The sequence below is a fragment of the Actinoplanes campanulatus genome (assembly GCF_014647795.1).
In the GTDB taxonomy this organism is placed as follows: Bacteria; Actinomycetota; Actinomycetes; order Mycobacteriales; family Micromonosporaceae; genus Actinoplanes; species Actinoplanes campanulatus.
The window spans coordinates 114,002-126,642 of record NZ_BMPW01000010.1; the positions used below are offsets into that span (position 1 = coordinate 114,002).

10 protein-coding genes are annotated in these 12,641 nt (G+C 68.0%); 5 read left to right on the forward strand and 5 right to left on the reverse strand.

The genetic code is table 11. From position 1 onward, the window contains the following. Positions 1 to 79: 79 nt before the first annotated feature. Together IEZ13_RS20435 and IEZ13_RS20440 are read right to left on the reverse strand one after the other, a co-directional pair. Complete coding sequence (locus IEZ13_RS20435; protein WP_229794816.1) at positions 80 to 2,452, reverse strand: transglycosylase domain-containing protein; 2,373 nt, start codon at positions 2,450 to 2,452, stop codon at positions 80 to 82. A gap of 406 nt (positions 2,453 to 2,858) precedes the next feature. Beyond that, entirely contained in the window at positions 2,859 to 3,326 is a 468-nt protein-coding gene (locus IEZ13_RS20440) for a DUF5318 domain-containing protein (RefSeq protein WP_183226526.1), read from the reverse strand. Positions 3,327 to 3,485: 159 nt separating this feature from the next. Between IEZ13_RS20440 and IEZ13_RS20445 the strand changes: the two genes are divergently transcribed. Next, the gene (locus IEZ13_RS20445) at positions 3,486 to 4,112 is read left to right on the forward strand and encodes a PadR family transcriptional regulator (protein WP_183226527.1); all 627 of its coding nucleotides are present in this window, start codon (positions 3,486 to 3,488) and stop codon (positions 4,110 to 4,112) included. A 23-nt stretch (positions 4,113 to 4,135) separates the two neighbouring features. Continuing rightward, positions 4,136 to 5,215, forward strand: coding sequence for an inositol-3-phosphate synthase (locus IEZ13_RS20450; protein WP_183226528.1), 1,080 nt, complete (start codon positions 4,136 to 4,138; stop codon positions 5,213 to 5,215). Positions 5,216 to 5,305: 90 nt separating this feature from the next. Here the strand turns inward: IEZ13_RS20450 and IEZ13_RS20455 are convergent, their stop codons facing one another. From IEZ13_RS20455 to IEZ13_RS20465, 3 genes are all read right to left on the reverse strand, one after another. Then, positions 5,306 to 5,761, reverse strand: coding sequence for a methylated-DNA--[protein]-cysteine S-methyltransferase (locus tag IEZ13_RS20455; protein ID WP_183226529.1), 456 nt, complete (start codon positions 5,759 to 5,761; stop codon positions 5,306 to 5,308). Between the two features lie 31 nt (positions 5,762 to 5,792). Next, positions 5,793 to 5,996 carry a hypothetical protein gene (locus tag IEZ13_RS20460; RefSeq protein WP_183226530.1) on the reverse strand — a complete coding sequence of 68 codons (204 nt, stop codon included), beginning with the start codon at positions 5,994 to 5,996 and terminating at the stop codon, positions 5,793 to 5,795. 686 nt (positions 5,997 to 6,682) lie between these two features. Continuing rightward, positions 6,683 to 8,113, reverse strand: coding sequence for a CCA tRNA nucleotidyltransferase (locus tag IEZ13_RS20465; RefSeq protein ID WP_183226531.1), 1,431 nt, complete (start codon positions 8,111 to 8,113; stop codon positions 6,683 to 6,685). A gap of 57 nt (positions 8,114 to 8,170) precedes the next feature. Between IEZ13_RS20465 and IEZ13_RS20470 the strand changes: the two genes are divergently transcribed. The 3 genes from IEZ13_RS20470 (at position 8,171) to IEZ13_RS20480 (ending at position 12,634) form a co-directional block, all read left to right on the forward strand. Continuing rightward, entirely contained in the window at positions 8,171 to 9,064 is an 894-nt protein-coding gene (locus tag IEZ13_RS20470; protein WP_183226532.1) for a hypothetical protein, read from the forward strand. Between the two features lie 49 nt (positions 9,065 to 9,113). After that, on the forward strand, positions 9,114 to 10,850 hold the full coding sequence (murJ, locus tag IEZ13_RS20475) for a murein biosynthesis integral membrane protein MurJ (RefSeq protein WP_229794817.1): 1,737 nt from the start codon (positions 9,114 to 9,116) through the stop codon (positions 10,848 to 10,850). Positions 10,851 to 11,017: 167 nt separating this feature from the next. Then, positions 11,018 to 12,634 carry a protein kinase family protein gene (locus IEZ13_RS20480; RefSeq protein ID WP_372441894.1) on the forward strand — a complete coding sequence of 539 codons (1,617 nt, stop codon included), beginning with the start codon at positions 11,018 to 11,020 and terminating at the stop codon, positions 12,632 to 12,634. The last annotated feature ends 7 nt before the right edge of the window (positions 12,635 to 12,641 follow it).

A 12,641-nucleotide genomic window follows, 5' to 3' on the forward strand; every position in this document is an offset into this window, starting at 1 on the left:
GTCCCGATCTTCACAGGTGCCCCATACGAAACGGCGCCCACCTCGTCGAGGTGGGCGCCGTTGTCAACGATCCGGGGCGTCAATCGCCGTCTTCGTCGCCGTTACCGGTGTTGTTGCCGCCGTTCGGGCCACCGTTGTTCCCGCCCGGACCGGCGGGGCCACCGTTGTTGATCTGGCACAGCGGGTTGGTCGGGAAGGTCTGGCAGAACTGGCTGTTCTGGTCGGTCGTGGGCACCTCGACCGGGGCGACACCGTTGGCGTACTCACTCTCCGGGTTACCGGTCGGAATGCGCTCGGGGAAGTCCTTCTCCTCCCACTTCATCGCCTCGGCCGTGGTCTCGATGAACTCTTCCCAGATGGCGGCGGGGGTGCCGGAGCCGAACATCGGGCCGCCGTCGGCCTCCTTCAGCGAGACACGGTTGCCGGAGCCACCGACCCAGACGGTCGCGGCCAGCTGCGGGATGCCACCGACGAACCAGGTGTCGCCGTTCAGGCTCTCGCCGTTGACCTCGACCTCCCAGGTGCCACTCTTGGCGACCGACTCACGGCCGTTGATCGTGTTGCCGGCGTGCCCCGGGATCTTGGCCATGACGCCGAGCAGGTCGGACATCTTGTCGGCGGCGAAGACCCGGTTGCCGCCCTTGTCGGCGCTGTGGATGATCTTCTCGACCCCGGTCTCCCCATCGCGCTGCTTGATCGTCTTGATGAAGTGCGCGTTGTGGTGCACACCCTCGTTCACGATGGTGGCGACACCCTCGGCGTGCTCGAGCGGAACCACCCGGTACTGGCCGAACGCGACCTCGTTGTCGAAGTTGTTCTTCCACGTGGCGGGCTTGGTGTTGTTCAGGTCGATCTTCTTGCCGTCGTCGTTCCACATGGTGCCGACACCGGCGGCGTTGGCGGCCGCGATCACCTTGTCCTGGCCGATGCCTTCCGCGATCCAGTAGAACGGGAAGTTGTACGACTTGACGGTCGCGGTCTCCAGGTCGCAGAACTCGATCTTGCCGCCACAGACACTGTTGTCATCCGCTCCGGCGTTGCTGATCTTGCCACCGCCGACCTTCTCCTTCCTGCCGTTCCAGATCGTCTTGAAGGAGATGTCCTCCTTCAGACCGGCCGCCAGGGTGTAGATCTTGAAGGTCGAGCCCGGGGACTGGCCACCGTTCGCCGGGACGCCACTGCCATCACCGGACATGTAACCGGCGTAGTCGATGCCGTTCGGGTCGTCACCGCCGTAGTACCCGAGCACCTCGCCGTTCGTCGGGTCGATACCGATCACCGCGGCCTGGTACTTCCTCGTGCGGAGGTCGTACATCGGCGAGGTCTTGCTCAGCTTCGAGCCGGCCGCCTCCGCCGCCTTCTGCACCTTCGGGTTGATCGTGGTGGTGATCGTGAAGCCGCCCTTTTCCAGGTCCGCTTCCTTGATGCCGAGCTGCTTCAATTCGTACTGAACATGCCGCAGCACCATGCCGACCGGCTTCTGATCGGCACTCTTCTTGGAGCTGGCCTTGGCGATCGGCTTGACCGTGGGGTACTTCCGGGCGTCGTAGTCCGCCTTCGAGATCGCATTCATCTCGTACATGTTCGCGAGGGTGTACTCCCACCGGTCCTTGGCGTCTTTGAGGTTGTAGTTCGGGTCGTAGCCCGCATGCGTGTCGGTCGGGTAGGGCTGCTTGATGATCGAAGCGAGCACCGCCGCCTCGTACGCGTTGATCGCGTTCTTGGCGCCATTCTTCACCGACTTGCCGAAATAGCCCTGGGCCGCGGCCTCGACGCCGTACCGTCCCTCACCGAGGTCGATGTAGTTCAGGTACATGCCCATGATCTCTTTTTTGTCGTACTCCGACTCGAGCTTCCGGGCGAGCACCGCCTCGCGCAGCTTGCGGCTGTAGGTGATGTCCTTTTCCTGAGCAACGTGCCGCGCGTACTGCTGGGTGATGGTCGAGGCACCCTGCCGGTCGCCGCCGGTGAAGTTGTTCCACGCGGCGCGGGCGATGCCCTTCATGTCGATGCCGTTGTGCGTCCAGAAGTTCTTGTCCTCGGCGGCCGCGACAGCGTTCATCATGACATCGCTGATCTGCTGGTACGGCACGTTGATCCGGGGTTCGCCCTCTTTGGCGAGGACGTTCTTGCCGGTGGCGTCGTAGATGATGTTCATCTGCGCCTCCGCCTCCGGCGTTTTGAGCTTCACGTCGTCGAAGAAGTAGGTGCCGCCGACGATGCCGACGCCGAGCATGATGACCAGCACGGCGGCGGCCGCCGTCAGGATGTTGGCGCGCCGGTACTTCTTGTCGGACTTGCTGCGGGGCTTCTTGCCACCGGACCCACCGGAGCCGCCGGATCCACCGCCACCACCGCCGGGAGGCCCGCCGCCGCCCGGTGGCACGGAGGCGCGGCCACCGATGGACGCGCCGCTCACCGAGGCACGGCCGCCGACCGGAGCGGCGCCCACCGAGGCGCGGCCACCGACCGCGGCACGGCCAGGGGCGGCCGAGCCGACCGAGGCGGAGCCGACGGATGCCCGTCCCGGCTGACCGCCTACCGAGGCGGCACCGGATGGACGCCGGTAAGCGTCCGGGCGGGGCCGGGCCTCGCCGGCTGGCTGGTCGTCAGGCGTGGAAGCAGCGGACGGCCCGGGCACTCTGGCCCGGGCTCGTGCGGACTGCGGATCGCCGTACGCGTTCATTCCCTCACACCTACCGGTCGCGGGGGCGCGGTCGGGAGGCCCGGACGAGCCGTCCCCACACTGCGCCTCGAGCGGGCGTTATGGGCTGCGGTCCCGGCAGCCCCCTTGTCTTGTGTCTGCGAGGACCGTACGCCGGCCCCAAACCCGTACACGTTAACCAGATCGGTCCGGTTCATCTCCGGCCCTCCCCGTTGTGTGCCGAGTCACCTGTCCGGCGGGATCCCCCACCACCGGACGAGACCATAGCCCCGGAATGCAACGTCTCCTCAGCGGCGAGGCCGTCGCGACCGAGCACGAACCTCTCGACCAGGTGATTCCACGCACAAGCGCGGCACACCTCTACGACGAAGACCTGAAACTCACGCAGCGTCATCGCCATGACGGGCAGTTCGGCCAGTTTGCGGGCCTGCCCGGCGGACTGCTTGAGCTCGTCGCCATAGACGTAGTGCACGAGCGTCAGGTTTTCCCGTCGGCAGATCGGGCAACGCTCGTCGATGGGCTCACCATGGTACGTAGCCGCGTTTCTCAAGTAAGGAGACGCGTCGCAGACTTCGAGCGTGCCGATACGGCCGCTCCGAACGTCACGCAGGACTGCCCGCTTCTGTAGCGAGTAGTCGACCACCTGCCGCTGCGTGCGCATGGCGAAGAGAGTACGCGGTCGTCGCTTTCCCGGCGAACGCCATCACGCTGCGTGGCACGGCGACTGCACACGATGCCCGAGTTGCGCCCATGGCCGTCCCGATCTACGGTGACGATGTATCGAGCCGATACATCGGAGCGCACATGTGGGGAGGGGCCAATGCTGGAGATGGCGATCCTCGGCCTCCTGCAGGAGGCTCCGATGCACGGTTACGAGCTCCGCAAGGAACTCGCCACCAAACTCGGCACACTCCGCGCCGCGATCAGTTACGGCACTCTTTACCCGACGTTGAAGCGGCTGAAGCTTGCCGGCTGGATCGGTGAGGCAGAGGCCAACAACGACATCATCCCCCCGATGACCAGCAAGCGGGGGCGGGTTGTCTACAAGATCACGGCCGAGGGCAAGGAGCATTTCGCCGACCTCCTCACCCAGGCTGGCCCGGAGACGTACGACGACGCGGGTTTCGGGGTCCACTTCACCTTCTTCTCCAGGACCGATCGCGCCACCCGGCTGCGCATCCTGGAGGGCCGCCGGCGCCGCATCGAGGAGCGCCGCGAGGGGCTGCGCGAGGTGCTCGCCCGCGCCGCCGACCGCCTCGACGCCTACACGCTCGAGTTGCAGCGGCACGGGCTGGACGCGTGCGAGCGCGAGGTCCGCTGGCTGGAGGAGCTGATCACCAACGAGCGCTCCGGCCGTACCCCCGCTTTTCGAAATCGTGCCGGTCTCGCCGGCGCTCTCAACCCCGATCCCCCGGAAACACCGAGTCCGCAACCGGACCGGCCGTGATGAACAACAAGGAGGCAAACGCGATGGGTTCCGTCCGCGTCGCCATCGTCGGTGTGGGTAACTGCGCCTCGTCCCTCGTGCAGGGCGTGGAGTACTACAAGAACGCCGACCCCAACGACCGCGTCCCGGGTCTCATGCACGTGACCTTCGGCGACTATCACGTCTCGGATGTGAAGTTCGTCGCGGCGTTCGATGTGGACGCCAAGAAGGTCGGCATGGACCTCAGCGAGGCGATCGTCGCCAGCGAGAACAACACCATCAAGCTGACCGACGTGCCGCCGAGCGGCGTGTCCGTTCAGCGTGGTCCGACCTTCGACGGTCTCGGCACCTACTACCGCGAGATCATCGAGGAGTCCTCGGCCGAGCCGGTCGACGTCGTGCAGGCTCTGCGCGACGCCGAGGTCGACGTCGTCGTCTCCTACCTGCCGGTGGGCTCCGAGGAGGCCGACAAGTTCTACGCGCAGGCCGCGATCGACGCCGGCTGCGCGTTCGTGAACGCTCTGCCCGTCTTCATCGCCTCCGACCCGGTCTGGGCGAAGAAGTTCGAGGACGCGGGCCTGCCGATCGTCGGTGACGACATCAAGAGCCAGGTCGGCGCCACCATCGTGCACCGCGCGCTGGCGAAGCTGTTCGAAGACCGCGGTGTCGAGCTGCTGCGCACGTACCAGCTCAACTTCGGCGGCAACATGGACTTCATGAACATGCTGGAGCGCAACCGCCTGGTCTCGAAGAAGATCTCGAAGACCCAGTCGGTGACCTCCCAGATCCCGCACGAGATGCTCAAGAGCGACGTGCACATCGGCCCGTCCGACCACGTGCCGTGGCTCGACGACCGGAAGTGGGCCTACATCCGCCTGGAGGGCCGCTCCTTCGGTGACACCCCGCTGAACGCCGAGCTCAAGCTCGAGGTGTGGGACTCGCCGAACTCGGCCGGTGTGATCATCGACGCGGTCCGCGCCGCGAAGATCGCCAAGGACCGCGGCATCGGTGGCCCGATCCTCTCGGCGTCCTCCTACTTCATGAAGTCCCCGCCGGTGCAGTACAGCGACCACGACGCCCACGCGGCCGTCGAGGCCTTCATCAAGGGCGACATCGAGCGCTGACGCGCGTCACCCGAGCGAAGCGCAAGCTGAGCGGCAAAGGCCGGCCCACATCGTGGGCCGGCCTTTCGCACACCCGGATTCGGTACGGCGTCAGCTCCAGGCCTTCTGCAGCGCGACCCGGGCCTCGATCTCGAGCAGGATCCGTTTGCGGTCGAGGCCGCCGCCGAAGCCGACCATCTTGCCGCCCGCTCCGACCACCCGGTGGCAGGGGACGATCACCGGGATCGGATTGCGGTTGCAGGCCGTGCCGACAGCGCGGGCCGCACCCGGATCACCCAGCGCCGTGGCGATCGCCCCATAGGTGATCATCTCGCCATAGGGGATCTTCGCGATCTCGCCCCAGACGGCCCGCTCGAACTCCGACCCGCCGCGCAGCTCGAACGGCACGGTGAAGTCGGTCAGCGTGCCGGAGAAGTAGTCCCGCAGCTGCTCGACCGCCGGATGCTCCGTGGACGGGCCCGGCCGGGCGGCGAAACGCACACCCACCACGGCCGGGCCGTCGACGGTCACACCGAGCGGACCGATCGGCGTCTCGATGACGAACATGCCCCCAAGTCTGCCCCGGGGGTACGACAGGCTACTTGACCTTGACGCCGTCGACGGCCGTCGCGGCGTTGCGGCTGGTGTTGCCGGCGTAGACGACCTGCCACACGCCGCTCTTGGTGGCGGTGAACTTCTTGCTGTAGACGCCCTTGCCGTTGGTGGTGGCGGTGCCCTTGTAGGTGAAGGTGGTGGCACCGGCCGGCTTGAAGTAGACCTTGACCTTGGCGCCGCCGAGCACCTTGCCGTTGACCTTGAGGACACCCTTGGCGGTCAGCTTCTTGCCCCTTGACGACCGGCTCGGGAGCGGCGTTCAGGGTCAGCTTGGAGGGCCGCTTCAGGTAGATCTTCTTGCTCACGACGTTGGTGAGCTCGGGCTCGCTGCCCGCCTTCATCTGGGCGCCGTAGACGTTCACGGTGTAGCGGCCGGCCGTGTCCTTGCCGCACATCTTGAACGTGCCCTTGTAGGTGGCCGTCGAGCCGACCTGGGCGAACTGGCCACCGTTGACCGTCTTGCCGCTCGGGGCCTCGATGTCGGCGCCCACACCGGCGATCTCGTAGCCGGCGGTCGGGATCGGCGCGCTGGTGACGGCGGTGATGGTGAAATTCTGGCAGCCGGCGCCGGAGCCCAGCACGAAGACGCTCTTGCTGATCGAGACCGACTTGACGGTGATGTCGAGGGTGGCGGCCTGCGCGGGCGACGCGACGGCCAGCAGACCGGCGGTGGGAACGGCGGCCAGCAGGGCGGCGAAGACGCGGGAGCGTACGGAGGTCATGGTTGTCCCTGGGGTTCGGAGGGGCCGTTCAGGGGGATGATCACTGCGGTTCAGAACGCTACCGTATCGACGCAACCCGCTTCCACAGGACATGCAAAAATTCCGATCCCTTGCGCGCCTGGCCGCGACCTGAGCATCGGCCTGCCGAAGGTCAGGAGATGTGGCCCTGCTCCCGGGCCCACTTGAAGAGCTCCGCCTCGGCTTCGTCCCGGTCGAGCGGCCCGTGGTCGAGACGGAGCTCCTTCAGGAAGCGCCACGCCTGACCGACGATCGGGCCCGGCGGCACTCCGAGCAGCTCCATGATCGCGTTGCCGTCCAGGTCGGGGCGGACCTTGGCGAGGTCCTCCTCGGCCGCGATCCGGTCGATCCGCACCTCCAGCGCGTCGTAGTCCGCGGCCAGCTGGGCGGCCTTGCGCCGGTTGCGGGTGGTGACGTCGGAGCGGGTCAGCTTGTGCAGCCGGGACAGCAGCGGGCCGGCGTCGGTCACATACCGCCGGACGGCCGAGTCGGTCCACTCGCCCCGCCCGTACCCGTAGAAACGAAGGTGAAGGGCGACCAGCCCGACCACCTCGCCGGTCACGTCCTTGGGGTATTTCAGGGCTTTCATCCGCTGTTTGGTGAGCCGCGCGCCGACCACCTCGTGGTGGTGGAAGCTGACCCGGCCGTCCCGCCCGACCGCCTTGGTGGCGGGCTTGCCGATGTCGTGCATGAGCGAGGCCATCCGGAGCACGAAGTCCGGGCCCTCGTCACCCTCGAGCCGCATCGCGTTGCTCACCACGATCAGCGTGTGCTCGTAGACGTCCTTGTGCTGGGCGTGCTCGTCGATCTCCAGCTTCAGGCCGGAGATCTCGGGCAGGAAGCGGTCGGCCAGCCCGGTGTCGACGAGCAGCCGCAGCCCGGCGATCGGGTCGACGCTGGACATCAGCTTGGTGAACTCGTCCCGGATCCGTTCCGCGGTGATCCGGTCGAGATCAGCGGCCATGTCCGACATGGCGGTCACCACCGCCGGGTCCACCGTGAACCGCAGCTTCGCCGCGAACCGCGCCGCCCGCAGCATCCGAAGTGGATCGTCGCCGAACGAGATCTGCGGCGCCGCCGGCGTACGGATCACCCGCGCCGCGAGGTCCCGCAGGCCGCCGAACGGGTCGGTGAACTCGTGTCCCGGCACCGAGACGGCCATCGCGTTGATCGTGAAGTCACGCCGCGACAGGTCGTCCAGCAGCGACGTCCCGTAGGACACCACCGGATTGCGCGTCACCCCGTCATAGGCCTCGGCCCGGAACGTGGTGATCTCGATCCGCAGCCCGTTCTTCTGGATGCCGATCGTGCCGAACTCGCGCCCGGTCTCCCAGATCGCGTCGGCCCACCCGTTCACCACGGTGAGGGTCTGCTCGGGGTGGGCGTCGGTGCAGAAATCGAGGTCGTCGCCGAGGCTGCCGAGCAGCGCGTCGCGGACCGAACCGCCGACCAGATGCAGCTCGTGACCTGCGGCGGCGAACCGCCGGCCGAGCTCGTCGGCGACGGGGGACACGCGGAGCAGCTCGGCTACCGCTTTCTGCTGGGCGGAATTCAGAACAGACATGGGGTTACCAGGGTATCGGCCGTGGCAGCTGAGGGTGTCGCCGGGCAGGATGACAGGATGCCCGTTTCCGAGGCGCTGCGACGCCTGGCCGAGACCCCTGCCTTCTGGACGGGTGAGCCGTTCGACACCGAGGGTCTGCCCGCCGAGGTGCACCTCTCGTTTCCGGTGGTGGGCGGCTACGCGCTGGTGCTCGACATCGAGCTGCCCTCCGGGGACCGCGCTCTCGGGCTGCGCCGGCCGTCGGCCAGCGAACCGGTGCAACTGGGCTGGGCGCCGCCGTCGGGGCCGTACCCGGCGGCTCTGCGCTGGTGGGAGCTGGAGCGCTTCGCCCGGTTGATCGCACTGTCCGACCCGCTGCTGCCGCATCCCGGTCTGGTGGTGGCGTTGCTGTCGCCGTTCGCGCCGGCCGCCGCCGACGACGATCCGGCGGAGATCGCTGCGGTGCGCGAGGCCGCGTACCGGTCGCTGCGCCGGGAGATCCCCTTCGACGAGCAGCTGGCGGCCCTGGCGAGCGGTCCGGAGCAGGCCCCGCTGCCGCTCTTCACGAGCGAGCGCTGGTGGCCGGCGCCGCAGGTTTCGTCGCCGCAGGTTCTGGACGAGGCCGCGATCGCGTCCCTGAGCACCCCGGCCCAGGCGCGGCTCCAGGTCCGTGCCGGGCATCGCTTTCCGCACGAGGACCTTTCCGATCTGGTACGCCACGCGAGCGCTCTGCTGACCGAGATGCCAAATCATGACTGGTACGCCGCGACGCGCTCGCTGGCCGGGCGGATCGTCGGCTCGGGCGACCTGACGGCGGTGCCGGCCCTGCTCGGCGCGCTGACCGGGGCGGGCTGCGACCACCCGACCGTGCTCGATGCGCTCAGTGAGCCTCTCGTTCCGCTGGAGGCATGCTGGGTGGTGGAGACCCTGGCCGGGGCCGAGCCCGGCACCCTCCTCCGTCACCACGTGTGATGTCTGCCTTTATGGTGGCTCCATCATCGGTAGGGCTCGGGAGGCTCGGGTGAACGGCGGCCTGTACCGCAGCACGCATGCGACACCGGACGGGCGACCGTCGGCGCAGGAGGGCGTCACCGTGGTCTCGGTGGACGCCCCGGCTTCGGAGCCGCAGCGGCAGTCCGCGCCCGAGGGTGGAAGCACCGCCGGTCAGAGCGCGATCATGGCGATCGGCAGCCTGGTGAGCCGGGTGATCGGGTTCGTCCGCAACGCGCTGATCGGCATGGTTCTCGGCCAGGCGGTCGGTAACGCCTACACCGGCGCCCAGTTCCTGCCCGGTCAGATCTACGAGCTGCTGCTCGGCGGCATCCTCTCCAGCGTGTTGATCCCGCTGCTGGTGCGGCGGCGCAAGGCCGAACCGGACGGCGGCCAGGAGTTCACCCAGCGGCTGCTGTCCTTCGCGGTGGTCATGCTCGGGATCGCAACCGTCCTGGTGGTGCTCGCGGCGCCACTGATCACAGCGATCCAGACGAGCGGCGACAACACCGACCAGGCCTTCCGTGAGCTGGTCACGAACTTCTCTTACCTGATCCTGCCGATCATCTTCTTCACCGGCCTGTCGGCGCTGATCGGCGCCGTGTTGAACGTACGCGGTCATTTCGCAGCCCCGATGTGGGCACCGATCCTCAACAACATCGTGGTGATCGCGGTGTGTGGGGTGTTCCTGCTGGCCTTCGGGACGGACAAGGAACTGACCGCGGAGAACATCAGCACGGCCGAACTGGTTCTGATCGGAGCCGGCACCCTGCTCGGCATGGTCGTGCAGGCGGTCGGCCTGCTGCCGGCCCTGCGCAAGGTCGGTTTCCGCTGGAAGTGGCGCTGGGCGCCGCGCGAGCTCGGGCTGCGCGAGATCGGCCACCTGGCCGGCTGGATGCTCTGCTACGTCGCCGCCAACCAGATCGCGGTCTTCGCGCTGGTCCGGGCCCTGAACAGCGCCGGCGGCGAGGACAACCCCGGCGCCCTGGCGTTCAACAACGTCTTCCTGCTGATGATGATGGCGCACGGGATCATCGGCGTCTCGGTGATCACCGCCCTGCTGCCGAAAATGAGCGCGGCCGCCGCCGAGGGCCGGCTCAACGAGGTCGTCGACGACCTGAGCCGCGGCATCAGGCTGGTGTCCGCGGCCCTGGCCCCGATCGTGGTGGCCTACGCCGTGCTGAGCGGGCCGATTGCCGTCTTCCTCTTTCAGGGCGGGCGCATCACCAACGCGGACGCGCTGGACATGGGCACGGTTCTGACCGTCGCGGCGTTCGCCGTGCTGCCGCTGTCGATCAGCTTCCTCTGCACCAACGTCTTCTACGCGCTGCAGGGCAACAAGACCGCCGCGCTGATCAACCTGCCGGTGGTCGCGGCCCGGATCACCGGGTATTTCGTGCTCGCGGCGATCCTCGACGCGTCCTTGACCGCGGCCGGGATGACCGCCGCCAACGGCATCTCCTACCTGCTGTCCGCCCTGATCTCGCTGGCCGTCCTGCGGCGCCGGATCGGTCGGCTGAACCTGGGCTCGGTGCTCGTAGCCCTGCTCAAGGTCGCGGTGGCCGCCGGTGTGGCGGCCGGGCTGGCGCTGTTCGTGGTGCAGCTGCTGCCCGGCTCGGGCGAGCCGGACGGCCGGGTCGAGGCGATCGTGCAGATCGCCGTCGGCGGTGCGGTGATCCTGATCGCCTACCTGGGCACGGCTCTGCTGCTGCGTGTTCACGAGGTGAGCCAGGTGGTCGGGATGGTTCGCCGGAAGATCGGTCGCTGATCCCCCGATAAACGTCCTGAACAGGTGATTCTCGACTGATCAGGCACTGAATCAGCCGATTCGTGTCGCCTGGCGCCGATGCCGCGCCGGGGGGACGACCTGCCAGACCATGGCCGAGTACGGGTATGGTCGGTGTCGGCATGTGCGCCGGATCCTCGTGTCGTTCAGTGCCCGAGCCTGTAGCACCCGAGAAGCACACCGAGGAATGCACCACCGAGGGAGGACTGGTGACCCAGGTCGGCGAAGGCCACGAGACCGCGGCCGACGGAGCCGGGCCGGTCATGACCTTCGGTGCCCCCGCCGTCGGTGAGATCCTGGCCGAGCGCTACCAGCTGGAACAGCACGTCAACAACGACAGTGCGGGCCGGCAGGTCTGGCGCGGCATCGACGTCATCCTGCGCCGGGCGGTCGCCGTCGTGCTCCGGCATCCGGGCGGTGATTCCGCCACCGAGATGCTCCAGGCCGCCGTCGCGGCGAGCCGGGTGATCCACCCCAACCTGGTCGGCGTCTATGACGCGATCGACGAGCAGCAGCGGGCCTATGTGGTCCGGGAGTGGGTGGACGGCGAGTCGCTGCGCGATCTGATCGGCGCCGAGGGCCCCCTGGACCCGGCCCGGGCGATCGCCATCGCACACTCGGTGGCCGACGCGCTCACCGCGGTGCACGCCACCGGCATGGTGCACGGCAATGTGCATCCCGGCAGCACCCTGATCGCTGACGACGGCCGTGTCGTGCTGGCCGACGCGCGGGCCGACGCGGCCGACAGCGCCGAGGCGGACGTCCGCGCGGTCGGCGGCATTCTGTATTTCGCTCTCACCGGTCACTGGCCGCACGCCGAGGTGGGCCAGTCCGGCCTTCCGGATGCGAATCGCGACAGTTCCGGCAACCCGGCGGCTCCACGTCAGATCCGGGCCGGTGTCCCGGCGTACCTCGACGATCTGACCATGGACCTACTGGACCGTCGCGTCGCCGCCCCGGCGTCCGACGCGCTCACCGCGGAGCTCGGCCGGCTGGACGCCGCCTCCGAGGACGACGAGTTCGAGGACGTCGGTCCCCTGCGCTTCGTGCAGGGCGGCAGTTCGGGCTCCAGCGAGCCGGTCCGCAGCGCGCCGAAGATCCTGCTCGGGGTCGGTGCCCTGGTGGTCATCGCGATCATCGGCCTGATCTTCGGCATCAACGCGATCAACGACACCAGCTCCAACGCCGACAGCGGCCAGTCGACGACGGCCGACGGCGGCACGGGGCAGACCGACACCCCCGACGTGACGCAGACCCAGGCGCCCGTGCCGAAGCCGATCAAGCTGACCGCCGACATGGTGCGCATCGTCGACCCGCCGCCCGGCGACCGTGACGACACCGCCGAGGCCAAGCTCACCGTCGACGGCGACCAGGAGACCGCGTGGAAGCTGGCGTGGTATTCGCAGCCCAAGTTCGGTAACAACAAGAAGGGCATGGGCCTGCTGATCGACCTGGGCGAGGCACGGTCGCTGTCCGAGGTGCAGGTCTTCACGTCGATGCCGGGTGTGGTGATGGACCTGCGGGTCGGCACGAGCGACCCGGGTGACAGCTCCACCGGCGACAAGAAGGTGCTCGAGCAGTTCACGTCGCTCAGCGACGCCGAGGGTGGCCCGACCAAGAGCACCGGCACGAAGCACGTGCTCTCGGTCGCCGACTCGACCCAGAAGTACCAGTACGTCATGGTCTTCCTGAGCGAGCTGCCGCGTAACGAGGACACCCCGGGCTACCAGGTCAACGTCAACGAGATCGAGCTGTACGGATACTGAGACCTCA

What these genes read in the sequence shown, in the direction of transcription:
- IEZ13_RS20455 (WP_183226529.1), bottom strand. Translation starts at nt 5,761, where the DNA reads ATGTTCGTCATCGAGACGCCGATCGGTCCGCTCGGTGTGACCGTCGAC.
- IEZ13_RS20465 (WP_183226531.1), bottom strand. Translation starts at nt 8,113, where the DNA reads ATGTCTGTTCTGAATTCCGCCCAGCAGAAAGCGGTAGCCGAGCTGCTC.
- IEZ13_RS20445 (WP_183226527.1), top strand. Translation starts at nt 3,486, where the DNA reads ATGCTGGAGATGGCGATCCTCGGCCTCCTGCAGGAGGCTCCGATGCAC.
- IEZ13_RS20440 (WP_183226526.1), bottom strand. Translation starts at nt 3,326, where the DNA reads ATGCGCACGCAGCGGCAGGTGGTCGACTACTCGCTACAGAAGCGGGCA.
- IEZ13_RS20470 (WP_183226532.1), top strand. Translation starts at nt 8,171, where the DNA reads ATGCCCGTTTCCGAGGCGCTGCGACGCCTGGCCGAGACCCCTGCCTTC.
- IEZ13_RS20450 (WP_183226528.1), top strand. Translation starts at nt 4,136, where the DNA reads ATGGGTTCCGTCCGCGTCGCCATCGTCGGTGTGGGTAACTGCGCCTCG.